Origin of the sequence: Acutalibacter intestini, assembly GCF_034334985.1 — a bacterium.
Classification (GTDB): domain Bacteria; phylum Bacillota; class Clostridia; order Oscillospirales; family Acutalibacteraceae; genus Acutalibacter; species Acutalibacter intestini.
This window is the reverse complement of the sequence record NZ_JAWXXL010000037.1, coordinates 1-25075: the sequence shown is the minus strand read 5'-3', so window position 1 is coordinate 25075 and position 25075 is coordinate 1. Positions and strand designations below refer to the sequence as shown.

Below are 25075 nucleotides of genomic sequence, written 5' to 3'. Positions count from 1 at the left end.
CTGTACCGATCAGCCGCTTGTTGATCCTCATAAATCAGATTCACCTCTTAGTTAATTCACGCTAACTGCGCAGGGATATAACAGCACTCTAATGAGCCAACACAAACCATATCTGGTTTACTATCGCTTTTTGTCAATCAAATTTTTTCAGCAAATGCAAGGAGGAGGCGCGATAAACGCGTCCCCTCCCCTTCGCCCGAATATACGAAAGTACACTTACCCAAGATATTTGTAAATAACTTCTGCGGCCCTCTCCGCCCCTATCGAACTGTCTACGCTCAATTCATAATGGTGAGGGTCGCCCCAGTCCTGCCCAGAGATACTTTTATAGTACGCGCTCCGCGCAGCGTCCGACCGTGCAATGCTCTTTTCCCCCTCTTGAACGGTGTCGCCGTACATTTCCATAACCTTTTTTATCCGGTAATCCTTTGGCGCGTGAATGAACACCCGCACCAGATTTTCACGCTCACGCAGCACATAATCCGCCGCCCGGCCCACAATAACGCAGGAACCTTGGTCCGCAATCATTCGGATGGCTTTTTCCTGCGCCGTAATGGCTTGCTGCACGGCGCTGGTACTCAGGTACAAATCCCGCATGATGGCGTTTTCGTCTGCGTTCAAGCCGGAAATAAACTCTTTCGCAAGGCCGCTTTCCTGGGCCGCCAGAGCGGTCAGTTCTTTATAGTAGCAGGAAACGCCCAGCCTTTCCGCTACCAGCTGGCCTGCCCGCTTACCTGCGGAGCCATGCTCCCGCGCAATAGTGATAATGGGGCCGGGACGGCTTGCTTTTAGGGCAGTCCGGCTCTCCTGCACGTTTTCATCCGGGACATTCAGCTCTTTCCACAACTTTCCCATAACGGCAGCCGTGATAAGGATCGCAAGGACGTCCGCTGTCGGCGCGGCCCAGAAAATGCCAGTTACACCAGTAAAGATTGGGATAACAAGAGAGAAGGCGATGAGCAGCAAATCACGCAGGATGGAAAGAGGCGCGGCGGCTTTCGCATGGCCAATGGACTGCAAAAAGATAGCGCAGACCTTCTGCACACAGGTAAACAGTATAAGCGAGAGATAAATCCGCAGGCACAGCACTGCAAACTGGGTGTACAGTTCCCCATCTGCGCCGAACATCTGGATGAACACCAGCGGGAAAGTCTCAAACAGCACCGTACAAATCAGGCAGACAATGACGGTACACTTTATCATCAGTTTCAGCAGTTCCCGCACCCGGGCGTATTTTTTTGCTCCGTAATTGTAGCCCACAATGGGCTGTGCGCCTGCCGCAATGCCGATGGCAATATTCAGCACAATTTGGAACAGTTTCATAATGACCACGAACGCCGCCAAAGGAATGTCCGCCCCATACTCTGACCGGGCGCCATACTGCACCAACAGGATATTATTGATGACTGTAATCACCACAATGGATAGCTGTGTCAGGAAGCTAGACGTGCCCAGAGCCATCACCTGCCGGAGAATCTTAGCCCTGAGCTTGAAGCTGCCGCCGCATATGCGGAAGGTCTTACTTCTAGCAAGATAGGCCGCGCAGATTAAGAAGCTGACAAACTGCCCTAAAATTGTGGCCCAGGCCGCACCTTTTATCCCCATGCCCAGTACAAAAATCGCCACCGGGTCTCCAATGATATTCAGTACCGCGCCCACCAGCATGGCTCCCATAGCGTACTGGGGGCTGCCATCCGCGCGGATAATAGAGGCCAGGGTGTTTTGCACCAGGGCCAGGGGCATCATGGCGTAGATGATAAAGCCGTAGTCATGGGCCAGGGAGAGGTTTTGCCCAGTGGCCCCAATTAGCTGGAGCAGACCGTCGCCCCAGGTATAGCCTATGGCAATAATTGCCACCCCGCCAAGAAAAGAGCCAAGAATGGCGTTGGCCACGATTTTGTGGATATCCTCTGTTTCACCCCGGCCCAAAGACACGCTGAGAGCCGCTGCCGCTCCGTCGCCAAAGAACAGCGACACGCCCCAGCCCACTACCGTGACAGGAAACACAACCCCGGTGGCTGCGTTGCCCAGGTAGCCCACGCCGTTGCCCACAAAAATCTGGTCCACAATGTTGTACAGGCAGGAAATAATCAGTGAAAAGATACAGGGGATGGCAAATTCCCCCAGCAGCCTGCCAACCTTTTCCGTGCCAAGATAGACGCTGTCTTGCATAAAAAACCTCCTGAAAATGCCAAGGGCAGCACACGCTGGATGTGTGCCGCCCTATATTTGGCATCCCCAAAAGAACAGACACACGCCGTTTTTCCGTACCGTAATCAGGCTTACGCGCGGGAGCCGCGCTGCGTGTGTCGTTGAATGGCTGTATTTTGTTTGTCTTTAGATTGTAGCAGATTTGTGCTTGGAAAGTCAAATAGGCATTTTGCACAAAGGTTTTCCTGCCTCAAAGCTGCGGGACATCAGCCACACCATGCGGGATTTATCCGAGGGGCGGGGCAGCCAGAAACGCATTTTGATTTTGCTTTTAGAGACTGGCCCCATTACCCAGCGAGAGCTGACAGAGCGCCTGGGCATCCAGCCCGGGTCCGCCAGCAAGGTGGTCGCCAAGCTGGAAAACGCGGGACTGCTTACCCGCACGGAGAGCAAAGCCGACCGCCGCACGGTGGACGTTACCCTGACCGGGGAGGGCGAGAACCAGGCGAAAGAGGCAAAAAGTCAGCGGGATGGACGGCATGGGGAGATGTTCGCGGCTCTGTCCGAGGATGAGAAATCCCAGCTGTTGGGGCTTTTGGAAAAGGTCAACAGGGATTGGGAGTCCCGCCACAAAGAACGGCGGTGTCATCACCATGGCCGCCATGGGAAACACAGCCCCCACAGTGAACAGGAAGGCAGTGAGCGACACCACGAGGACAGAGCTGAGGAGCGGCCCCACTGCAACCACGACTGCCCAAACTGCCCAAACCCCTGCGGCAAAGGCAGGGCCCTTCGGGAAAGCGGCAGGTAGGCTCTATGTGGAAATATGTCAAAAGATACCTGCTGGCGGTCATTACCGGAGTATTCATGATGGGAGAAGTGCTGATGGATTGGGTGCAGCCCGGCATTATGAGCCGTATCGTGGACGATGGCGTGCTGGGGATAAACAAGGATGGCATAGGAGATTTATCCTTGATCTGGACCCTGGGATTGCAAATGATTGGGCAGGTATTGTTCGGCGGCCTGTGCGGCTCCATGAACAATGTGTTTGTCCATCTGTCCGGACAAAACATCGGAAATGAAATGCACAAGGACGTTTCCGGCGCATTACGAATTTCTCCTTTTCCCAGATGGACCAGTTCGGCGCGGGGACGCTGGTCACGCGGGTGGCAAACGACATTACCCAGGTGCAGAACTTTGTCTCCCAGTTTGTCCGGGGCATGGTCCGCTGCGTGTTTTTGACACTGGGCAGCATCACGTTTATGTTCATGCTCAACCGCGCGTTTGGGTTTATTATGCTGTGCGCGTTCCCATTTATTGTGGGCGTTTTAGCGTTCTGCCTATGGAACGCGAACCCGCTTTTCCTACGCCTTCAGGTCCAGCTTGATCGGCTCAACTCCATTATGCAGGAGGACGTTCCCGGCCTCCGCATCATCAAGGCCTGCGTGCGGGAATTATACGAAAAGGCCCGTTTCGGCAAGGCCGACGATGAACTGATCAAGACACAACTGGGGGTACTGGTGGTTTTTTCCTTTATGAACCTCGGCTATAAACGCCTTGATGTACCTGACGGTGCCTTATTGTTTACACTTTGGGCGTTGATTTATTCGCCATGTCTCCGTAAGATATGTGTTGGGCGGAGATCCGCTCCACCGCAAATTTATAAGAAGAAAAGCTGTTTTCAAAAAAATTTCAAAAACCTTGTAAGATTTTTTGAAATGTGACGTCTTATAAGGGAGGAGGTGAGAAAGTGGCAGATTCCAAAGAAAAATTTGAGAAAATTTATAGAAAATACTTTAATGATGTATTTCTTTTTCTCAAAAAGCTGTCCAAAGATGAAAGCATTGCGGAGGAAATCACAAGCGAAACATTCTTCAAAGCAATGCGCTCAATAGATGCTTTTCGCGGCGATACAGATATTCGCGTTTGGCTTTGTCAAATCGCAAAAAACTGTTACTTTTCTCACTTGAAAAAGCAGCAGAGACTTGTAGATATTGATGATATTGAATTTACAGATAATATAGACACCATTGAGGAACAGATAATAAACCGCAATGATGCCATGCGAATACATCTGCTGCTGCATAATTTAGCCGAACCATATAAGGAAGTTTTTATGCTACGGGTTTTTGGAGAGTTGAGTTTCAAACAAATCGCAAAAATTTTTCAAAAAACAGATAACTGGGCCTGTGTCACTTATCACCGGGCGAGAAACAAAATACTCGAACAAATGGAGGCCACTAATGATTGATCGATGCAATTTAATCAAAGACATACTTCCGCTTTATGTAGAAGATATGGTAAGTATAGACACAAGAGAATTTGTTAGAGAGCATCTTGAACATTGTGCGGAGTGCCATGCGGAGTTTGAGCGTATGCAGAAAGCTACGAATTTCATCCCTGATGCTGCCCCTGATACTGATATTGTGCCGTTAAAAAGAGTAAAGCGGGACCTATTTATCAAACGTTTGCAGACTATTTGCTTCACAGCGGTCTTGGCCTGTGCCATCGCGACGATTATTTTTGGGATTTTAACATCACCTAAATTTTTCCCCTATTCCGATAACCTGCTCAATGTGATTGATGGGCCTGATGGGGGCGTTATCATCACCTTCGATAGTGAGGTGACTGGTTATCGCTGTAACGAAGTATTTGACAATGAAACAGAAACGGCAATTTATCGTATAAATGCTTGGACTACAACCTGGGACTTATATTCGTCTAATCGAGGAAAACAAAATATGGTGATACCTTTTGACCGTGAAACGGAAATTCAGATTTTCTATGCTCAAAACGATGGCTCCGAGGACGTACTGATCTATGGGGCAAATCAACCCCCCGAAGAAAACGGCGTAACCCTGCCAAGACTGATCCTGATGCCGTATTTTCTATTAGCTTTTCTTGCCCTTGCTGTCCTTGCAATTTTACGATTGCTATTAAGAAATAAGCAAACAATCATTGTGTGGATTGACAGGGCTATCCCGTTCCCAATTTCCTATATAGCAGCGCAGCTTTGCACAAAAGGCTTTAACTTCACGACATATTCATCACAACGAGATTTTTGTATTATCATCCTGGTTGCTATGCTGCTTTATTTCGCAATGCTGACGGGGAAATCACTTTATAAAGCAAGGCTGAACACTTGGAGAGGATAGAGAAAATGGCATGAAAAAATCTCTGTTTAGGCTAACGGATATGTTAGAGCTAAGTATTGCATATATTTCCTGTTTTTCTCTCAATTTGCTTTTGGATTATGCAAAGGCTTTGGACTTGGATGCCTATATTCTAAAGGCTTTTTTGAAAAATTTTATTGATTACCAGCCATTGATTGTTTCGTTGTTTACCTTCATTGTGATCGTGTTCCATTATCAAATACTGGATAGAAAAAAGACAGAAATATTTTGCAGAATACTTGTAGGCGGCACTGTGTTTAGCATCGCCATTCGTTATGTGCTGGACTGTCTCACGGTACTGATTTCTGTTTATCTTTTATCGGCTTTGGCAAATCTCCATCTTGGTTTCAATTTAGCCAACAATTTTTATTTAGTCCTTATTTTTGTCACATACATACTAGTCAGCGCAAGGCGGGTACGGAAATATGAAAACATTTAAGTTCTTTGTTTCAAAAATATTTTTGAGAAAACCGATACTTGGTATCGGTATCATGCTATTGCTCCTCATGGCGAATTACATAACCTTTACGGCTGCTCGTTCCATTTTGTCAACATTTCAGGGGTATCAGGAAACAAAATACGTAAATCAAAAGGGGGTTTATATCGCTAACTTAGACCCGGATAGCCCTATTGATATGGGCATGGTGGACGAGAACAGAACTCAAGCAGTGTATGACTATTTGAATAGCAGCTTTGAGTATGCTTTTTATACAGACGGGTTTATTGTATCTGTTCCAAACGGTGATGATATGAAAATATCATTAGGCTATCTGAACGAGCAATATTACAGATTAAATGAATTTGAGCTTTCACAAGGGACGGATTTGGACTTTGATTACCAATTAGACGGGGAAATTCCTGTTTTAATCGGAAAAGGGCTAGGCAAAACATATCCCGTTGGAGCAACAATAGAACTGGAAGAATCTGTTTTTGGGCGGCCTTTAACGCTAAAGGTTCAGGGGGTATTGACGCAAAACGCCAACCATTCCAATTACTATGCCCTCAATTCCAAGACATACTACAATTTCTCAATCCTCTTTCCAGTGAATGAAGAATTTATCAATCACGCCAACATGGACATCCAATTTAATGGCCTCATGGACATTATCCTTTTGGAAACCTCAAAAGAAAAAATAGCGGATTTGAGTGAGGTTATCAAAGATAATCTGGGTTTAAGTTTCAATTTCTTTAGCCAAAAGGAAAACTACGATTATTTCAACGAATACTATCTTCATTCACTAAAAATCATATCCATAATGACCTTTATCCTGCTGATCGTCATAACTTGCCTTTCTGTTTGGAACGCTTTGGTTAGTGTTCGCTTAATGCTGAAAGATTTTACGATCAATCTGTTGGTTGGATTAAGCGACTCAACGCTGAAAAGAATTTTTTATAGTTACTTTGGGATGCTCTCCTTTGTGAATGTAGCACTGATTTCTATATTCACCGCTTTTAACCGATACGGGTGCTGGTTAAGGAAAGACGCCACCTTTGCTACTTACGGATTGTTTGGTTTGATAGGAATGGACTGGCTGGCCTTATTGGTGGTGGTCGTTTCTGATGTTGTTATCGGAATAATTATTGTCGAAAATATGTTGTGGAAAATCAAAAAGGTTCCCATCTCCTTGGGGGTATTGCAATGACGAAGATTATTGATCTAAGCGTTAAAGAAAAAATCTACAGGAGCAAAAAGGCGCGGATTTCAATACTAAATGATTTCAGGCTTGAAGTCACCGCTGGTGAGAAAATTGCCATTGTCGGCGAATCGGGAGCAGGCAAGAGTTCTTTGCTCAATATCATTGGATTGCTTGATCGAAATTATGCCGGTAAATATACACTTTTTGGTTCGCCGACAAATCAGTTACATACAAGCCAGTTAGCGCAATGGAGAAATCAACGGATTGGTTTTGTTCTTCAAGAGTCGGCGCTCATTAACTCTTTGACGGTTGAAGATAACATCAAACTGCCGTTTCTTTATGCCAGTCCTGACAAAAAGAGTGTTGGGGCGATTGAGGATTTCGATACTGTCGTTAGTGCGATTGAGATTAGGCACATACTAAAAAAGAAACCTCTTGAATGTTCCGGAGGAGAAAAGGCCAGAGCTGTATTTGCCAGAGGAATCATCATGAAACCACAACTTATTTTGGCTGATGAACCTACGGCATCCCTGGATGTGGAGAACAGAGAAAGAATTGTAACCTTGCTTTTTAACATGAACAAAGAGTTTAACACCACCATCATTACGGTAACTCATGATTTGGAAATAGCCAATCGTCATGATAGAGTAATTCATCTTGAAAGGAGTAAATAAAATGGGATTTTTTGCGATGGTTGCGTCATTGCTGCTGGGGATATTGTTTGTTGCAATCGGGATTTCCCGCAGAAAGCAAAAGGGGTTGCCTATCATCCTTATCGCACTCGGAATTGTGTTTGTCCTCATTGCGGTTTATTGGGGATGGCCTAAATAGAAGTCAATAAAAGCCAAGTCTGCCCAGCGGCAGAAAAGAAAAAACAGCTGCTGGGCAGGCCGATTCACCATGCCAACATTTGCCCCATGCGGCGGTTTTAAGGGATTAAAACCGCCGTTCTCTTATCCCCCCAAAAGAATGATGCGGTAACGCTGGAACGCACGGCGGCTGGTATGAGGCAGCCGCCATGAACTACATCCCGTTCGACACAATTTGACAGCATTTGAACCGTCAAAAAATCCAGTTCCCCGTCTGGGAGAACTGCGGACACAAAGTTATACTATAAAATTATACTGAGCAACTCGCCCGGTGGGTTTGTGACCTGCCGGACGGTTTTTATCGTTTCCTGATTGGCCAAAAAAAATTGCAAATCGGGCCATTTACCGCGCAGATCGGCCCAATCACTTCGCTCTGCTAGCGGAAAGGGAGAGAACCACCACCATCCCCCGACAAAAGCGGGTGAGAAGATGGGATCTATTCCCGCAGCTATGACGAGTGCCGGTTTGACGCCTTTTGCAAATCGGTACTGAGGAACGAGACCCATAACTACCGGCGCGGCTTAAAGCGCCGGTGTGACCGGCAGGTGTCGATCCACGCCTTGTCGCAAGAGAACATTTGTCAAGGCGGCTTTCACCCAAAAGATGAACGTCCCCAACAAACTGGAAGCTGTCAACCTAAAACTTCCATCACTTTTATAAATTTATCCTGATAGCATTTTTTGCTTTCAGCAGATAGTTTTTGAAAACTTCTCGTCAACTTGTCTTTTACAAATGTCTTGCCTTCTTCAATTCCCATACCTTTTTGAACGTATGCTAAATATAAAAGACTCGGCACACTGTCAAAGTGTGAGATTGCATCGGCGTCGGCAACACATAATTCTTCAAGGCTGATTTTTTCCGAACTGACACTGCCTCTGTGATTTCTGATACATTTTTGTACCAATGAAATCTTTCTGTCATCATAACCATATTCTTTTAGAATACGATATGCTATTTCTGCCCCGTGGATATGGTGAAGTTCATTGAGACTATAATCTGTAATAGAAGCAATATCATGCAACCAAGCCGCAATCACGACAATTTCCTTATCTGCCCCGTATTTTTCTGCCAGAATTTCTGCATTTTTAACGACTGCAATAATGTGATAATAGCAGCCCAATCCAAACTTATTCGTTGGTTTTTGGCATCTATCATACATTTCATGCTGCAAATTCTCAAAAATATCTTCCCGCATAGTTTCACCTCTGCAAATACAGGTTTGTCGATTTATCACGAGCCAAGATACCTCCAACGGGAATGACATTCAACCCTACCTATAGTCGCTGATAATAGTGGCAAGCAAGGCTTTGGTTCCCACAAATGCTCAAAATGGACTTCCAGCGTTGCCGCCGGAAATCCTTTTTTGCTTGCTGGGACAGCGTCCCAAACCCTTTGAACAGCCCTTTGTCGGGACTGGCTTGCGTTTGATTTCCGAACGCTGTCACTATGTTGAAACAAAAATCATCTTGCATAGATAACTTCATCGTTTATGATACGAAGAGCTTGTTGTTCCAGTCTGTATGCTTCATATCTTTTTGCATTTGCTTCCAGCGCAAGTGCATTGATCCGCTTTTGCATCTCCTGATTTTGCAACAACGGAATAGGGATTTGACGAACATGATTGTCGTCAATTTCATCCACCACAGAGCCGTAGATGTAGCGGGTAATCAAGGGATAGCCATAATCAGATGCCAGAAAAATATAAAGGTATCCGGCAATATCTTTATTAGCAGGAACAACACGGATAATATGGTCGGAAGGAACCCAATGTTCCCAGTGACGCGGAACAAGCATTGTTTTACCTATAGTTCCGCTGCGCGTTATCAGGGTTGTGTTTTCATGCACTTCGAGGCTACTAAAAATTTTATCATGCTTTGTATTGGACAGGTATTTCTTTCCAGATGGGTCAAGTTCACCTAACTGTTTTCCACCAACAAGGACTCTACCATATCCCTCTTCCACATAAACTCGTTTGAATCTGCCTGGTAGAATGACTGCCTTGCTGATTCGGCTGTCACCGACTGTCGTCACTTCAGCAGCGTATTTTTTCAAGTGAGCAACCATCGTGTCTACCACCGGAATATGGTAAGAAGCATCAAGGCGCAAATCCACATTGCTTAGTTTTACATCAAATGTGCTTACAGGTGCGGATATCTTTTGAAAGTCCTGTATCGCAGGCAGATGAAGTTCTGTGACCATCAGCTTTGTGGCTGTATCAATCAGTTTGTTGGATTCATCTCGTAAAGCATAGGAACCTACAATCAAATCATGGATGCGTTGTTTTAACATCATGGGTGCGTCCGGAATTTGGATTTCAGCAATATGCGCCGGTTCTATCTCCGATATAACGGAACCAAAAATATTTGCTTTAATAAGAAGTTGTCCCGTTTTAGATTTCAGGAAAGCATATACATACCCTGGAAAGTCACGGCATTCCAGGCGAATGGCATGTTCGCTGACCAGCAACTTTGATAAAGTTTTATTTACAAATGTCAAGTTTCCTATGGTGCCAGATCGTGACAACAATATCATTCCGTAGGATACCCTCAAATCGTTTATGGCAGGAGAATTCACCATAAACTTAATTGGCTTTGGCATTATGTCGAGCATTTCAGAACTGCCAACGAAACCAACCGAACTCTTGTGTTCCTTACTCACATAGTTTCGTTTTAATCTTCCGCCATAATAGGCACACTTAACTGGGCTGTGTTCGCCTATCAGCGGCAGAGATTTATATCTACCACACTTCACAGTTTCCCAAGCCTGTTTTGCCTCAACATCAAACACACTGGCCTCCAAGCGTTTTTGACGGGAAAGCACATCGGACAAGGAAACCGAACACCACTTAACCGGACTTTCAGTAATATGTACTTCTGTTTCTATAGGGACGGATATTCTCCGGGCGAGATTTCCTGCTACCATGAGATACCCTCCCTTCGTTTCCAGGCCTCGAAGAGTTTCGGCACATCGGCAGTCTGATCATCTAAAACCTTACACTTTCTTTCGTGAGAAACAGTACGGTCACCTTCCCCGGTTTCGCCAAGCACTCTGATGGTGTCTGTATCAGGCATAAGGATTTCGTTGCCCTCCACATCACGCTTGAATAAGGGATTGCCTCTCTTGTCATGTCCAACCCGCTCAACCATCGCCATGAAGATATTATAGTCAGCCATTTGTCCTGTGCGTTCCTCAGTTGCTTTCTGCTCAGCAGTTTTCTTTTGAAGAAACAGAACAGACGTCTGCGTTCCGTTACGCGGCTGGAATGTGTCTACATGAAGGTCAACACTGGCAATAATTTTGTGATTTTTAATCAGCCATTCACGGATATATCCAAGTCCCGGCGAGCCAAGAATGGAATCTGGTAAGACAATTCCCATGCGTCCGCCAGGGACAAGAAACTGAGTGCATCGTTCAATAAATAGAATTTCCGGCGGGACAGATGACTGCAACCGATCTGTCATTTTCCAAGTTCCGGTTTTCTTATCATTTTCCCAGATATGGGCAAGTTCAAACTGCTCAAGGATATTCTTGTCCTTAATGGGAATCTTGCTACCAAACGGGGGGTTGGTTACAATCACATCAAACAGCGCAATGGTCTTGTAGTTGCGGATGCCAACACTATCAATGTGCAGTGCTTCTGCAAGGCGTGTCCTGAACTCATTCGTCCATTCATGTGGGGGAAGAAGTGAATTCGTTTGCAGAATATTTCCGCTCCCATCGTTATTCATGACCATGTTCATCTTGGTCGCTTTGACTAAATCCGGGTTAATGTCAAAGCCAAAGAAACTGGTTGCTGCCATCTCGGAAATTCGGTCTTGAAATACTTTTATCGTATCACTATCCCAATTTTTTCTGGGAATCCCCATACTGCTTGAAAAATCTTTTTCGAGCTGACCTATAACGTGTGTCATGGCCTGAACGAGGAAACCGCCAGTACCACAGGAACTGTCCAACACCTTCTCGTCAATGCGAGGGTTTATCATCTCCACAACCATTTTCATAACATTCCGGGGAGTGAAAAATTCTCCTCTGTCGCCACGGAGATTTGCACCCACGATTTCTTCATAGGCTTTTCCCTTAATATCAATGTTAGTATTAAGTAAACTGTACCGTTGCAATTCACTGACAATATAAGCCAAGCTGCGCGGTGTCAGTTTGATTTCATCATTGGCATCAAAGATTTTTCCATGACGCTTTTTTACACGCTGAAAGATTTGAGAGATGCGTTTTTGCACAGTCAATTGTCCATCAGGATTAGAGCGTTCCTCTGATGTCGTATAAAATTCCAAAGGCTTAGGAATATTGCGCTCGTCCTCAATTTTGCAGAAAATGACTTTCAGCAGTTCAAAAAAAGCCGGCTGTTTTTGCATCCCATCATTCACATAGATGTGATTATGGCAGGTCTTGAACACAAAGAGCAGATTATCATCAGAGGCATTGCGGAGGCTTTTCCGGCTGGGTCTGTTGACATCATCCAAACTGCCATCGGCAGAGGGAATATCGTTGTAGTCCATAAAGGAGATATTCCCCGCATCATCTATGCACTTGCGAAAAACAAACTTCTGAACGCTGTTAGTCCACATTCCCCATTCGCAGTTTGGGCATACTGACATATAGGATTGTAACTGCGCTACCCCATCCTTGGCATTTCGAGCGTCCACAGTTTCTCTCTTGCATTCAATAATGATTTTAATAGTACCTTGCGTTTGCTCAGCAGCATCTTTATCCCAGACTACGATATCTGCCCTTGGCTTCCTTGAGCCAACTTGGAGAGTGTACTCAATCTTAATCTGCGATGTAAGATATTTGTGTTCATTCACAAGACGCTTCTCTATCGTTTGGCGAACGTACTCTTCTGGAGTATCATTTCTAAACTTGCTATCGATATAATCACAGATTTTTCCTTCTGGAATAACAATCACTTTTGTATCAGCCATCGATGTTTCCTCCATTTTCCCTGGAAGGACGGACATAACGAATTATGTCAGACAAGTCACAGTCGAGGGCATAGCAAATACGAGCCAGAACATCAAGGTCTGGGCGCTTGATGTCATTCTTGCAATATGTGTTTAGCTGCGTCCGTTGCAGATTTGCATTTTCAGCCAAAAAGTTCTTACTTATATTCTTTTTCGACAAATACTCAGCTAAAACAATGTCAAAGTGACCATAGTCAAGCAACTCACTCATATCGTTACCCCCTTATCTTTAAGGCAACACCGCACAATTCGCGGCTGGCGCCTTAAGCACCGTCTTGCTTGCAGATTTTCCGTGATAGCGCACAGCTTTCGCTTGCCCATCGTAAGATTGACGGCGCTCAATCTGTACACTCTGAAGAAAAATCTGACTGCGCAATACAGTACTTAGAATTGTGCGGTATTGCCTTAATAATCATATCACGGCGCTTCCAATATGTACAGCTGTAATTATCTGCACAGCTGGAGCTTTTTGACACTTCATATGTAACGTATAAAACACCAGAGTGAGGCTTGCTAGTATAACAAGTCTTCTTCTGGTATCCACCGTCTCCTGCCCCCGCATTTGCAAGAGTTTTGGACCTGTAAAGCGTTGATTATCTCGCTCTTGATGACTTCCTCGTCGCGGTTGGCGATGCTATTCATCGCCTTGCCCCACTCCCACTGCGACCGCCGCTTCAATTCCTCACGCCAGCGGCTTTCATCAACTGCGGCAGGAGCGTGTCCATGCGCTGCTCTGCCATCCACTCGACACCCTTCAGGCGGTCAGCCAGCTTGCCACTGTTCATCAGCACCATCCACAGCTTGGGCTTATGCTCCCGGAGGTAGTCGCGCCGAAGATCGCCGTACTTGCCATAGAATACATCCTGCTTCGGTTCCTCGTCAAGTATCAGATCGGGGATGAAGTAGTCGCCGCTTTACTTTACTTAAAGATAATTCTTCGGGGAACTGCCGCAAATGGCACATTCCCCATAGTTCCTGTATTTAATCAATCTTTCCGACAAAACGGTAGTAAATTTCAATATCCCATACTTTCTTACCATTCTCGTCTTTCCTCCACTGATGGACTGCGATTTTCTCAATCAGCTCATTCAAAAGTGGGGCGGTAAGCTCGTCAATGGCACTGTATTTCTGGATTAGGTCTACCCACCTTTTTGCATCGTCCGTTTCCGCTTTGGTTTCCTCAAGCCTTGCGGATATGGTCTTTATTGTTTCGTCAAGCTGTTGCTGCTCCGTGCGGTATTTGACGGAGAGCATGGAATAGTTTTCTTCGTCAAGAAGCCCTTTTACCCTGTCCTCATACATTTTCGCAAAAAGGTTGTTCAGTTCCTGCCTGCGTTTTTGTGCCTTTTTCAGCTCTTTTTCATCACGGGCATTCTCTGACCGCCGCTGTTTCTCGCTGCTCTGCAGCAGCCGCTCCAAAATGGCATCCTCATTCTCCTTTACCGCCATCAGCCAGTACTGTAACCGTCCGAGGACAAAAGCATAGAGCAGGTTGTAAGAGATGAAATGCAGGGAACACGCTTCTTTCCCATGTGCGGAATACTGCGTGCAGCGGTAATACCTAGACTGGTTCTTGGAGCCTGCCGATGACAGGCTCCAACCGCACTCGCCACATTTGAGCAGCCCTGCAAATATCTGCGGCTCATCGCCCTTTCGGCTGCGTTTGCGGGAGTTGATATGCCCCTGCACTAAATCCCATGTTTCACGGTCAACTAATGGCTCATGGGTGTTTTCAATCCGCATCCAGTCCTCTTTCGGTCGCTTGACGTTCTTCTTTGACTTGTAGGAGAGTTTCTGTATCTGATAATGAACGGTGTTGCCAAGATAGATTTCATTCTGAAGGATTTTGCTTACGGTAACGATGTTCCAGAGGTATTTCTTCCCCTCTGGCTGACCTTCAAAAATGTTCGCCTTGTAACCGTTTTTCTGTGACGCCCACCATGCGGGTATCGGGACTTTCTCGGCGGCAAGGGTGCGGCAGATTTTGTTTGCCCCGTATCCATGCGCCGCAAGCTCAAAAATCCGCTCCACAATCCACTTGGTTTCCTCGTCAACGACAAGCCTGTTCTTCTCGGCAGGGTTGATTTTATAGCCGATTGGCACGACAGGGGCGATGTATTCCCCGTTCTTAAACTTGGCTTTCATCGCATTTTTTACCTTGCGGCTCGTTTCCTTTGCCTGCCATTCGTTGACAATGTTCTTGAATGGGGCGATGTCGTTGTCCTCCCTTATCGTGTCAACGCCGTCATGGATTGCGATGTACCTTACGCCCTTGCTTGGGAAATAAAGCTCCGTGTACTGCCCCGTGAGGATATAGTTCCTGCCAAGCCTTGACAAATCCTTTGTGACAACGCAGTTGATTTTCCCGTCCTCTATGTCCTCAATCATGCGTTTGAAACTCGGTCGCTCGAAATTTGTACCCGAAAATCCGTCGTCCACATACTCGTCTACGACTAAAAATCCCTGCTCATTTGCGTAATCCCTTAGTATCTGTTTCTGCGTGGAAATGCTTGCGCTCTCCCCTTCCAGCTCGTCATCACGGCTTAGACGCATATATAACGCTGTATTGTATTGCTGCTGTTTCACTTGTTTTAACCTCCTGTCCTTTGGAAACAGCCTGCCACAATACATTGCTTGCATGAATCTATTATAGCATGGGGCAGGCTGTTTTTCCATCGCCAGCGGCAATTATTAGGCAGATTTTTTTCTTTCGTACCGCATGACATTCTCCGCAAGCCTTTCCACGGTCTGCTTTTTATCGCTGAAATGCTCGGTAAAACAGATAACGTCTTTGCCGCAAATAAAGAATGACTGACCGTCTTTTTCTATGAAGCAGCCCTGTGGGATGCCTTTTTCCTTTGGCTTTATGCCTGTCTGTATCATCCTGTCGAACAATTTAACCATTCACTTCCTACCTTTCCTTTGACCTGTTTTTACTTGATTTCTGCAATTCCTCTATCACTTCTGGCGGTATCTTTTTCAATAACCTTTCCATCTGCTGATTGGTTTTCTGCAATTCAAATATCCTCTGGTTTGCTTTCTGTACCTTTCGTTCCTGCTCGTACTTCTCATCACGCATACGCCCCGCATAGTCGGCTTCCTGCCCGATTCTCTCTTTCAAGCTGTCGATATACGCCTGCTGTTTGCCGATTTCCTTAGAGAATTTCTCCACGTCTGGAAGCCATGCGGAGAGCAGTTCTAACGCCTTATCTCTTTTTTTGCCTGCGTTAAAGGCGTTGATGTCGGAGAGGGCAGACACGATTTCCGCATACTGTTTATCCAGACTGCCTCCCAGCTTATAGAGCCATGTGGGGATATGCTTGCGCTTCGTTTCCATTGAGGACTGCCCCCGTTCAAGCTGATTCCACCGTGCGGACATCCGCTCATGGTAGGCGGTCTGCCATTCGGATAGGGATTTCTGGTTGCATAAAATAGACTTTGCTGACAGCTTGTTGTCTGGCGTAAGCGGCACAAAGCATAGGTGCATATGGGGCGTCCTCTCGTCCATATGGATGACTGCGGAGAGGATATTCTGCTTTCCCACACGCTCCGAAATAAAGTCAAGAGCCGTCTGGAAATACGCTTTTTGTTCTTCGGGCGGTAAGCTGTTCATAAATTCGGGCGAAGCTGTGATGAGCGTTTCCACCATCATCACGCTGTCTTTTCTTACCTTACAGCCCGCTTCCTTTACCATTTGGTTTATCTCTTTTTTATAGGTGTACTTTGGCGGTGCTATGAGATGGTAATTGTTTTTAGAACGTTCCGTATCAATATCTGGATTGCTTTTATAGGCTTCTTTCTTCCGCTCGTTGTGGCGTTCACAAGCCGCAACGCCGCCTGCCTTGCGTTTCTGGAAACGCAGGATTGCATAGGGCATAGTCAATCTTCCTTTCTTCGGCGGGTAATCTTCCAAAGGGTGACGGTTGGTGACGGTGGTGACGGTGTTTTTGGGATACCCCCACGGAAGCCGCTAACTGTCACCGCACATTCTTCCATCCGAAGCCGCAAGGCAGAGGATGGGCAGGGCGTAAGCCCTGCTTTAAGGGAGTCCAGAGGGAACGTCTGGCACACGACTTTGCAGGGCAAAGTGTAGTGTGTTACACCCTGTAAACGCAGTCGGAAAAATCGGGGGATTTTTCTGACCGCAGGGGTGGCTTTACGAGCCGAAAAGGGCGAGTAATGCCCACGCCTGCATTTTGCGTTTATGGGGTGTTCTCCCGCAGGGATGACAGCGACGGGGGTATCCCAATATTGCCGTCATCACCGTCACCGCTGTCACCCGCAGGGCAGAACCGCCGATTTTACATACATCCGCTATGACGGTGACAGTGGCAGGGGGTATCCCAATCTAACCGTCATCACCGTCACCACCGTCACCCGACTGCCTTGTGAGGGAAATCTCCCTGCCCCCTTTCTTCCTGTGGTAGCTGTAACAGATATTGTTTTCACTGAGGAAACCGGCACGGTATTCGTTGAGCCGTTTCGTCATGATGTTGGGCGGCGTTCCCGTTTCCCCCATCGCTTCCAGAAGTTCTGTTGCCGTGCCAGTCCATTCCCCCTTGTCTTGCATGAAATACACCAACCGAAAAAGAACGTCTGGTATCGCTTCTTTGGCAAGCTGTTCCTGCTCTTTCCGCTCCACCAACTCCCAACTGCAATCACGGAAACGGAGCGTAAACTCCTGATAGGGCGTATCCCTGCCCGTCACATATAACTTTGCGGCATTGGACGCACGGCTTTCCTGTTCCAGAACAAAGGTTGCGTCTGCACTCCCCGTCAATCCCGTCGTGCCAGACACTTTGTTGAACACGTCGCTGTCATTCTGCTTTCGGATATGGTGTACGACAATGACCGCTATAGCGTGCCTGTCGGCAAAGTCTTTGATAAGGGAGATGTCCCCGTAGTCGCTTGCATAGGCGTTGTCTTTGGATGCGGTACGGACTTTCTGTAAGGTGTCAATGACAATGAGCCTGCTGTCGGGGTATTCTTTCAAATAGTCCTCCAACTGCACGATAAGACCGTCTGAGAGCTTATCGCTTGCCACCGCAAAGTGAAGCCGCCCGCTCGCTTCGTCCGTCAAATGGAACAGCCTGTCCTGTATGCGGCAGAACGTGTCCTCCAAACAGAGGTAAAGCACGTCGCCCTCCTGTGTGTGCATATCCCATAAGGGGATTCCCTGCGACACGCATAGGCAGAGCTTTAACATGAGCCAACTCTTGCCGATTTTCTGTGAGCCGCAGAACAGGATTAAGCCCGTGGGGATCAGACCGTCCACCACAAAGGACGGCTTCTCAAGCGGCTCATAAAGAAGCGTGTCGGCGTTGACTGTCTGAAGCTTCTGCATAGAATTCCTCCTTTCGGGTGGTGTCTTTGGTTTTGTTGCGCATAGGTGTGACCTCCTTAAATTAGATTTACTCCCACGAAAAAGAGTGAGAGTATGTAATGCCGCCATCCCCACGCCGATAATAAGCGGATTCCTTTTTCGGGCGGTAACAGTCAAGGTTGAAGATACTTCCTCATTTCTGCCTTGACTTTCTCCTTTGCAACCGAAACAGACTTCTGGACAGCGGAAGCGGTGCAATGCTCCATCTCGCCAATCTGGTAAAAATTAAAATCATACTCGTAATAGAGCAGGAAACGCCGCCTTTGTATCTCTGGCAGTCGGGCAACCGATTTGTAAAACAGTTCATTCCGTTCTTTCTCAATCATGCTTTCATCAAGCGTCTTAGGCACTCGCAACGCCCGTCTGTAAAGCGTTTCATCCCATACCTCGTTAAACTCCCTGTGCCGCTGGTTCCATTGCTGAAGGTTCCTGTTCCTGCGTTCCATCTGCCGAAATTTAAAGAATAGCTGTTCTGACACTTCCAGTTCGTGGTGTTCCCCCTGCCCGTCCTTAAAGCTGATAAAATACCTTTTGCCGCTTTCCGTGGATTCCTCCCGAAGCGTGTATGTCTTTGCCCCGTATGCCATTTCCTTTCCTCCCGAAAAAAATTGAGCGGGAGGATTGCCCTCCCACCCAATAGCCCGTGGAAATGGTTAAATTTCCCCGAAAGGATAAAAAATAGGTTTTAATTTTTTGCGGAGCCGTTCAAGGCGTTTGTAGAGCGCCCTTTCGGTAAGCCCTGCCATTGTCGCAATCTCCCTTGTGGAATACCCCTGCATTTTCAGCAGGAGAATGAGCAGGGTATGCTTGTCCACCGTAAGAAGTGCCTGATACAGTTTCTCGTCCTCAATCTCGTCCAGCAAGTCCGCAACGGTAGTCGGCTCTGCCTGCTGTTCAGCGTCCGCCACTCCCTCAAGGTATTCGCCGAAGTCGCTCGTCCATCGGTAAAACCGCCTGTTGGAATTAAAGTCCGCCCTGTCATCCATGCGGATTTGCTCAATGACCGCTTCATCAACGCCATGCTCACGCAGCACTTTTTCCTCGGCTTCTTTCCAGATACGCCATTTCCTGTCCTCACGTCCGTGGTTATATGCCATTCCTTATTTCCTCCAATCCGAATTTTTGAAAAATGTAAAAAATCCAGATTGGATAGGCGGCGAACGACAGTCAACAGCGGAAACACCCCTGCGGCACATTCTGATAAAAAACGACAAAAGAAAAACCGCAAAGGCTCTGCGACCTCTACGGTTATAAGAGATACATATTCTGTTAAGTGGAGATTCTACTTCTGGTTTCATGGTGAGAAGTAGCGTTGCATAAGCAGGGATTTTTTTAACTGGCTTCCTGCCATTCCCCGATATGCTATGTATAAGTCAATTCTGCGTTGCATGAGCAGATGGATAACTGCCCGAAAAAAGGACATAAAAAATCCCTCCAAACTTAAAACAGGTCTGGAGGGTAACGTCTATTTATTTAGGCATGGTAAAGCCGCCCACCGAACCTCGTTTTTTTTATTCGGTGGGCAAGTATCACAATGATTTTTTATCAATATCTCTTTCTTCTTTCGTAAATAAAAACTACTGCAATTACCAGCAAACTTAAACCGAAAAGCCATATCTTTGTGGAATAATTGCCTTTTCCCATTGAGAACAAATAGAAAATACTATCCTCTGATACATTCCCCAAAGAATTTAAAAGAAAATATCCGATTGACGCCAAGTAACCTACAATAACAGAATTGCTGAATATGGCTGCTGCAAATCCAAAGCTCCCCAATGCCATTGCGCTTATCACTGTTCCCGCCACATAAGGCACAAAGGGAAATATACAGTTTTCCCATACCATAATTCCAGAGAACAGGCATACCATCATAATTAGCAACAGCATTGACATGATGAACCGCAGCAATAAGATTTTCCAATGTGGAAATTTCTTTGTGCAAACTACGTCCTGTATTGCCTTAGACTGTTCTGGGGCAGGCAACGGAGCTATGAGAAATACTCCTGTTAGTATTACAGCCTGTTCCAAACATTCCGCAGAACGAACCATATCTAAATTTGCAATCCCCCTTAGTAAAGGAATTATCAGCAAATAAACCGCCGCCAAAAATAAGTTATTTTTTACTACCAAAAGAAAGTTTGTCCTGCATATGCCCAAAACACTTGTGATAGATATTCGCCGCATTTATTTTTCCTTTCCGCTTAAACTTAAGAACCCATATGGACAGAACGACAAATAGAATACTGATTCCCGCCATAAGCAGCCTGTTCCTGCAAATCATTTGAAATTCATCTTGTATCACTTCATAGCCACGCAATGTATTGTGCCTTATCATTAAAGTCGCTGCTTTCGTGTCCCCTGACAGTCCTGTTACTCCCTTATCAACCATCCACCAAAGGAATTGAATGGCAATCGCAATCGGAGAGTCTGTGAGCAAAGTGAAAAATATTCCGATTGCGGATACCGCCATGACCTCTGGCAGAAGCCACCATAAAATGTATTTGATATACGCAAAATAGTCTACTGAAATACCTTTCTCTACGCCAAACGAAATAAGCGGCACAAGGGATTCAAAACTTAACAGCAAAACAGGCAGGAGAACCATAGTGATACTTGCCAAATATCTTGAAACCACCAGTCTTGCCGAAGATATTTTTTTGCTGTAAATCAATTCTGACGCATTGCCCATACGGTCTTTCATCCATATAAGCACTACCAAAAATATAGGATACAAGCCTAGTTCCAATCCTATATAATCACAAAATAACCGTGCAAAACCGCCTGTCACTTTATCATTGCTGATTGTCTGGTTATATTCCTCACATGCTTCCTCATAAGTCATTTCCGACATGCCAAAATAGGTAATCATCATTTCGGGGGAGTACTGTGAACCGTTTTCCCCGATAATGCTTTCCATTTCCCGCATTAGCTCTTTGAAATGTCCATAAGTGACCTGTGGTATAAAATGCTTATATTTATCTTCTCCGCTTCCTGTGTCTGCCCTATTTCCCATCACCGTATTCAAATTTCCATTTTCATCAACACTCATTGCGTCAAAGGAAATAATTGTGCCTGTGACTGCTGGAAAATAATCTTCTGGCAAATCTTTTAATTGTTCTTCCGTCAATCCCGTTATTTCACAAAGTATTTCAAGTACACGTTTTTGCTCATCATCGCTAAGCGTAATCGCTTTATAGTATCCAATGGGATATGTGGCGTAGCGGTTGCTTTCATATTCTGACAGTAACGCCCTTGTAACGCCCATCATGATTGCCGCCGGGTCATCCTCTGAAACTTTACTGCCAAAGTAATCGTCCTCCTCGGATGGTTTGGACAGTAATGGGCGTTCAAAACCTATATCTGCCGGGGGAATACCTTTTTCCCAATTGATTTCTGTTTTTGCCACTCCCCGAAAATTCTGGAACCAGCTAAAAACCAAAATAGCGAGAAAGAAATAATAAATCACACTTGCTGCAATCTTTTTACACTCTTTAAAATATAACTTCATCGTTCTATCCCTCCCTCTGTCTGGCTTAACAGATACATATACCCATCTTCCAACGTAGGGGGTTGAAGCATATATTTTTCTTCTGGCTCCACGTCTGACAATACCCTGTACTGTATGTCTGACTGTGAAGAAATGATATTTAAGACAGCATACTTTTCCTTGATATGTTTATCCTGCTTTTTTGCCGCTGAAATAAGGTAAACTTTTCCCTCTGCCTGTCCCACCAGTTCTTCCGTACTGCCATTCCATATCATTTTCCCATTGTTCAATACTCCTATATTTTCACAGCACGATTCAACATCCGAAGAAATATGGGTAGAAAGAATCACTATCCTGTCTTCTGCAAATTCACTTAGCAGATTACGGAAACGAATACGTTCCTCTGGGTCAAGCCCTGCTGTCGGTTCGTCAACAATAAGGATTTGCGGGTTATGTAACAGTGCCTGTGCAATCCCCAGCCGTCTTTTCATCCCTCCCGATAAAGCCTTTACTTTCGTCCGCATATCTTCTTTTAGATTTACCTGTTCAAGTAATGCGGGTATTCTTTCTCTTCGGATTTTATCTGGAATTTCCGACAGCAGCCCAAGGTAATCCATTGCGCCATAAACGCTCATACCTCTGTAAAAAGAAAAATCCTGCGGGAGATAACCTACGATTTCCCGTATTTTACCTGTTTCTTTGATTGGGATACCATTCATACTGATTTCCCCGCCTGACGCTTCTGATAGCGTCGCCAAAATTTTCATAAGGCTTGTTTTCCCTGCGCCATTCCGCCCAAGAAGCCCGTACATTCCAGAATGGATCGTAACGGATACATTTTCAAGGGCTGTCTTTTTTCCATAGTTTTTGGAAAGATTTCTTATTACAATTTCATTGTTTTTGCCGTATGGCATAAAGGTATCCTTTAGGATTTCCATAAATACAAAAACCTCCTTACTTGTGTTGTAAGGAGATTTTATAATAGAAAAGCCAATTTTCCGAAAAGGATATTAAAAACTTTTTAATTTGGCGGTTACACATGCCCCCTTTTCTTTCTGATTTCCGACATACAATAAACCGCCATGTTTTTCACAAAGTATTTTACATACGCTTAAGCCTATACCAAAATGCTGTTTTTCCTTATCATTACTGTAAAATGCAGTGGTTGCTTTTTCCAAATCTGCCGCTGAAAAACCTTTCCCATCATCCTTTACCGTAAGAATGAGAAAATCTTTTTTGTGTGAAAGGTTTATGCTTACTTGTTTTTCTGCATATCTTAATGCGTTCTGCAGGAGATTTTCTAAAATCCGAAAAAACACGCCCTTATCTATTTGAATTTTGTCCACCGTAATATCGTTTGAAATAATGATTTCTTTATTTCCCGCAAGCTGCCGCACATTACTTCTTAATTCATTCAATAATAGCTTCACATTTTCAGACCGTTTTTCAATTTCAATAATTTCAATCTTCTCAATATCCCGAACGCTCTCCACATATAGCTCCAAACGGTTTACCGCCCCCTGCATAGATGATACCGTATCTAAAAGCATATCTTCCGTAAGCTTATCCTGTGGGATATTTTTCTCTAAATAGTCTAAATATCCTTTGAGGACGGTAATCGGCGTCCTTAAATCATGAGATACCGAAGCATTCAATAATTTCCTTTGTTCTAAGGATTCCCACAACGCTTTGTGTTTTTGCCGAAGCTCCCCGCGCATTTTTTCCATAGAACAGCATAACCGCCCTAACTCATCATCACCGTCATATTCAATGTGAAAGTCAAGATTATCCTCCTGTATTCTTTCCACGCCATTCTGTAACTGTGTGATAGGCTCCCGAAGCTTTTTTCGGTAATATACCGCCGCAGCCGCCCCAATCCCGACAGCAATATAAAAAACAGGCAGACCAACCATAGCAGCATAAGAGCCATAATAGATGACAGTATCCCATCTGCTTAAAGGCTGCCATGTGATATTGTTGTTATCAATATCCAAAATATAATTGCCTGTGTTCTCATCCATCTGAAAATCAGGGGAATTTATCGTCATATACCGTTTCTTTAATATTTCATGCTGCACTTGGTTTGCCGTAAAGATAGTGATAGACGATAACAGGGCAGTCACACATATCGTAATGAAAAAAGTAACTGCCATAGATGTCTTAAGCGACTTTGTTTTTATTTTGCCCATTTATAACCGACTCCCCATACTGTTTCAATATAGTTTTTATCCGTATAAACTGACAGCTTATTCCGTATCTTTCGGATATGTTCTTTTACTACAATGCTATCGCCCTCGCCATTATATCCCCAAAGTTTTTCATAGATGGTTTCCCTGTCAAAAACCATGCCTGCATTTTGGGAAAGAAAACGGATAATCTCAAATTCTTTATTTGAGAAGTCTAACTGTTCCTTACCATAAAATACAGTTCGGCTATTGTAATCAATAATCAATTCTTCATCAAACCTTAGATTTTCTGCTGTGCCATTTCTTTCTTCACGCCGAAGGTGCGCCGAAATTCTTGCCAATAATTCATCCATGCTAAAAGGTTTTGTAATATAATCATCCCCGCCGACAGACAGCCCCTTTATCACATCCCGTTCCGTTACCCGTGCTGTCAAAAAAATAATTGGGCAGGATATATGCCCTCGGATAAGCTGGCACAATTCCAATCCGTCCATTTCTGGCATATTGATATCCAACAATATAATATCTGGTATTACGTTTAATAGTTCTAACGCTTTTTTTGCATTTTCCGCTGTATATACGGAAAATTCTTCTCCTAAACATTTTTCCATCATGGATAATATCATTTCTTCATCATCAATAATCAGTATCTTGTATTTCATAGGCAATGCTCCTTATCAGTTAATCCCTTTATCGTAGCCGATAAAAGACAAATTTTCGACAATTTCACGCCAAGTGATTATAATTATACCCGTTATTTCCATTGCTATCAACAGCATTGCATACGGGCGGCAGAAATCACTTTCTACCGCCCGTGTATAGCTATGCAAAAATAATTTCCTCGTTCACAATTTCCCTCGCACACGCCCTTATGTTATTTAGGCATTGCACCCATTCTAAGGCATTTTCTTCCTTTAGGCGTTCTGTTATTCCCTGTGCCTGTTTCATGCCCTCTATGAGCCTGTGGGAGCGTTCCTGTGCCTGCCTGTCTACATCTACAAGATAGGCGTTGAGCCTGCCGCTTGTAAGAAGATTGGTGTATGTAACCTTATGGTACTGTTTCAGATAGTCCAAGTGCCGCTGTCCCCATGTGCCTATCGGCTGTTCTTCTTCGGCGGGTAATCTTAAATCTGGAATAAGATACCCATTTTCTTCGTGGTATGTGCCGCCTAACTGTTCAAATAGTGATTTCATCTGCAAAAACTCCTTTTCT

Annotated in this window: 27 protein-coding genes; 9 read left to right on the top strand and 18 right to left on the bottom strand. The window is 45.1% G+C overall.

The features are described 5' to 3' along the window. Window positions 1-216: 216 nt before the first annotated feature. Complete coding sequence (locus U8U68_RS17900) at window positions 217-2172, bottom strand: MATE family efflux transporter (RefSeq protein ID WP_322203271.1); 1956 nt, start codon at window positions 2170-2172, stop codon at window positions 217-219. Window positions 2173-2359: 187 nt separating this feature from the next. Here U8U68_RS17900 and U8U68_RS17895 point away from each other — a divergent pair, with 187 nt between their 5' ends. From U8U68_RS17895 to U8U68_RS17855, 9 genes are read left to right on the top strand one after another with little or no spacing between them, the layout of a single operon-like run. Beyond that, a complete protein-coding gene (locus U8U68_RS17895; protein WP_322203269.1) occupies window positions 2360-2962 on the top strand; it encodes a MarR family winged helix-turn-helix transcriptional regulator in 603 nt (200 codons plus the stop codon). A 5-nt stretch (window positions 2963-2967) separates the two neighbouring features. Next, on the top strand, window positions 2968-3393 hold the full coding sequence (locus tag U8U68_RS17890; protein ID WP_322203267.1) for a 6TM ABC transporter family protein: 426 nt from the start codon (window positions 2968-2970) through the stop codon (window positions 3391-3393). Further along, on the top strand, window positions 3282-3875 hold the full coding sequence (locus U8U68_RS17885) for an ABC transporter transmembrane domain-containing protein (RefSeq protein WP_322203265.1): 594 nt from the start codon (window positions 3282-3284) through the stop codon (window positions 3873-3875). Before U8U68_RS17890 ends, U8U68_RS17885 begins: the two co-directional genes overlap by 112 nt. A 26-nt stretch (window positions 3876-3901) precedes the next feature. Beyond that, the gene (locus tag U8U68_RS17880; RefSeq protein ID WP_322203263.1) at window positions 3902-4402 is read left to right on the top strand and encodes an RNA polymerase sigma factor; all 501 of its coding nucleotides are present in this window, start codon (window positions 3902-3904) and stop codon (window positions 4400-4402) included. Further along, window positions 4395-5306, top strand: a complete 912-nt coding sequence (locus U8U68_RS17875) for an anti-sigma factor family protein (RefSeq protein WP_322203261.1) — start codon at window positions 4395-4397, stop codon at window positions 5304-5306. The genes U8U68_RS17880 and U8U68_RS17875 overlap by 8 nt, the downstream gene beginning before the upstream one ends. 10 nt (window positions 5307-5316) lie before the next feature. Next, window positions 5317-5763, top strand: a complete 447-nt coding sequence (locus U8U68_RS17870) for a hypothetical protein (protein WP_322203259.1) — start codon at window positions 5317-5319, stop codon at window positions 5761-5763. Further along, window positions 5750-6967 (top strand): peptide ABC transporter permease, encoded by a 1218-nt coding sequence (locus U8U68_RS17865; protein WP_322203257.1) that lies wholly within the window; start codon window positions 5750-5752, stop codon window positions 6965-6967. The genes U8U68_RS17870 and U8U68_RS17865 overlap by 14 nt, the downstream gene beginning before the upstream one ends. Further along, window positions 6964-7635 (top strand): ABC transporter ATP-binding protein, encoded by a 672-nt coding sequence (locus U8U68_RS17860; RefSeq protein ID WP_322203255.1) that lies wholly within the window; start codon window positions 6964-6966, stop codon window positions 7633-7635. Before U8U68_RS17865 ends, U8U68_RS17860 begins: the two co-directional genes overlap by 4 nt. Before the next feature lies 1 nt (window position 7636). Continuing rightward, on the top strand, window positions 7637-7792 hold the full coding sequence (locus U8U68_RS17855; RefSeq protein WP_322203253.1) for a hypothetical protein: 156 nt from the start codon (window positions 7637-7639) through the stop codon (window positions 7790-7792). Between the two features lie 669 nt (window positions 7793-8461). On the opposite strand, the gene U8U68_RS17850 is transcribed toward U8U68_RS17855, so the two are convergent. From U8U68_RS17850 to U8U68_RS17770, 17 genes are all read right to left on the bottom strand, one after another. Further along, on the bottom strand, window positions 8462-9025 hold the full coding sequence (locus tag U8U68_RS17850) for an HD domain-containing protein (RefSeq protein WP_322203251.1): 564 nt from the start codon (window positions 9023-9025) through the stop codon (window positions 8462-8464). Between the two features lie 266 nt (window positions 9026-9291). Beyond that, window positions 9292-10752, bottom strand: coding sequence for a restriction endonuclease subunit S domain-containing protein (locus tag U8U68_RS17845; RefSeq protein ID WP_322203249.1), 1461 nt, complete (start codon window positions 10750-10752; stop codon window positions 9292-9294). Beyond that, complete coding sequence (locus tag U8U68_RS17840) at window positions 10746-12767, bottom strand: type I restriction-modification system subunit M (RefSeq protein WP_322203247.1); 2022 nt, start codon at window positions 12765-12767, stop codon at window positions 10746-10748. The genes U8U68_RS17845 and U8U68_RS17840 overlap by 7 nt, the downstream gene beginning before the upstream one ends. Next, a complete protein-coding gene (locus U8U68_RS17835; RefSeq protein ID WP_322203245.1) occupies window positions 12760-13017 on the bottom strand; it encodes a helix-turn-helix domain-containing protein in 258 nt (85 codons plus the stop codon). The genes U8U68_RS17840 and U8U68_RS17835 overlap by 8 nt, the downstream gene beginning before the upstream one ends. Before the next feature lie 463 nt (window positions 13018-13480). Next, window positions 13481-13693, bottom strand: a complete 213-nt coding sequence (locus U8U68_RS17830) for a TnpV protein (RefSeq protein WP_322203295.1) — start codon at window positions 13691-13693, stop codon at window positions 13481-13483. Window positions 13694-13787: 94 nt separating this feature from the next. Next, window positions 13788-15392, bottom strand: coding sequence for a recombinase family protein (locus tag U8U68_RS17825; protein WP_322203243.1), 1605 nt, complete (start codon window positions 15390-15392; stop codon window positions 13788-13790). Window positions 15393-15497: 105 nt separating this feature from the next. Then, a complete protein-coding gene (locus tag U8U68_RS17820; RefSeq protein ID WP_322203241.1) occupies window positions 15498-15710 on the bottom strand; it encodes a hypothetical protein in 213 nt (70 codons plus the stop codon). A 7-nt stretch (window positions 15711-15717) separates the two neighbouring features. Beyond that, the gene (mobV, locus tag U8U68_RS17815) at window positions 15718-16683 is read right to left on the bottom strand and encodes a MobV family relaxase (RefSeq protein ID WP_322203239.1); all 966 of its coding nucleotides are present in this window, start codon (window positions 16681-16683) and stop codon (window positions 15718-15720) included. A 471-nt stretch (window positions 16684-17154) separates the two neighbouring features. Next, the gene (locus U8U68_RS17810; protein WP_251209926.1) at window positions 17155-18150 is read right to left on the bottom strand and encodes an AAA family ATPase; all 996 of its coding nucleotides are present in this window, start codon (window positions 18148-18150) and stop codon (window positions 17155-17157) included. A gap of 152 nt (window positions 18151-18302) precedes the next feature. After that, window positions 18303-18776: an RNA polymerase sigma factor gene (locus tag U8U68_RS17805; RefSeq protein WP_322203236.1), complete on the bottom strand. Its 474-nt coding sequence runs from the start codon at window positions 18774-18776 to the stop codon at window positions 18303-18305. A gap of 66 nt (window positions 18777-18842) precedes the next feature. Continuing rightward, the gene (locus tag U8U68_RS17800) at window positions 18843-19286 is read right to left on the bottom strand and encodes an RNA polymerase sigma factor (RefSeq protein ID WP_322203234.1); all 444 of its coding nucleotides are present in this window, start codon (window positions 19284-19286) and stop codon (window positions 18843-18845) included. A 448-nt stretch (window positions 19287-19734) separates the two neighbouring features. Beyond that, window positions 19735-20319 (bottom strand): hypothetical protein, encoded by a 585-nt coding sequence (locus U8U68_RS17795; RefSeq protein ID WP_322203232.1) that lies wholly within the window; start codon window positions 20317-20319, stop codon window positions 19735-19737. Further along, window positions 20303-21697 (bottom strand): ABC transporter permease, encoded by a 1395-nt coding sequence (locus U8U68_RS17790; protein ID WP_322203230.1) that lies wholly within the window; start codon window positions 21695-21697, stop codon window positions 20303-20305. Before U8U68_RS17790 ends, U8U68_RS17795 begins: the two co-directional genes overlap by 17 nt. Beyond that, window positions 21694-22614 carry an ABC transporter ATP-binding protein gene (locus U8U68_RS17785; RefSeq protein ID WP_322203228.1) on the bottom strand — a complete coding sequence of 307 codons (921 nt, stop codon included), beginning with the start codon at window positions 22612-22614 and terminating at the stop codon, window positions 21694-21696. Before U8U68_RS17785 ends, U8U68_RS17790 begins: the two co-directional genes overlap by 4 nt. A gap of 72 nt (window positions 22615-22686) precedes the next feature. Then, entirely contained in the window at window positions 22687-23865 is a 1179-nt protein-coding gene (locus U8U68_RS17780) for a HAMP domain-containing sensor histidine kinase (RefSeq protein WP_322203226.1), read from the bottom strand. Beyond that, complete coding sequence (locus U8U68_RS17775) at window positions 23853-24524, bottom strand: response regulator transcription factor (RefSeq protein ID WP_322203224.1); 672 nt, start codon at window positions 24522-24524, stop codon at window positions 23853-23855. Before U8U68_RS17775 ends, U8U68_RS17780 begins: the two co-directional genes overlap by 13 nt. Window positions 24525-24684: 160 nt before the next feature. Then, a complete protein-coding gene (locus U8U68_RS17770) occupies window positions 24685-25056 on the bottom strand; it encodes a TnpV protein (RefSeq protein WP_322203293.1) in 372 nt (123 codons plus the stop codon). Window positions 25057-25075: the final 19 nt, after the last annotated feature.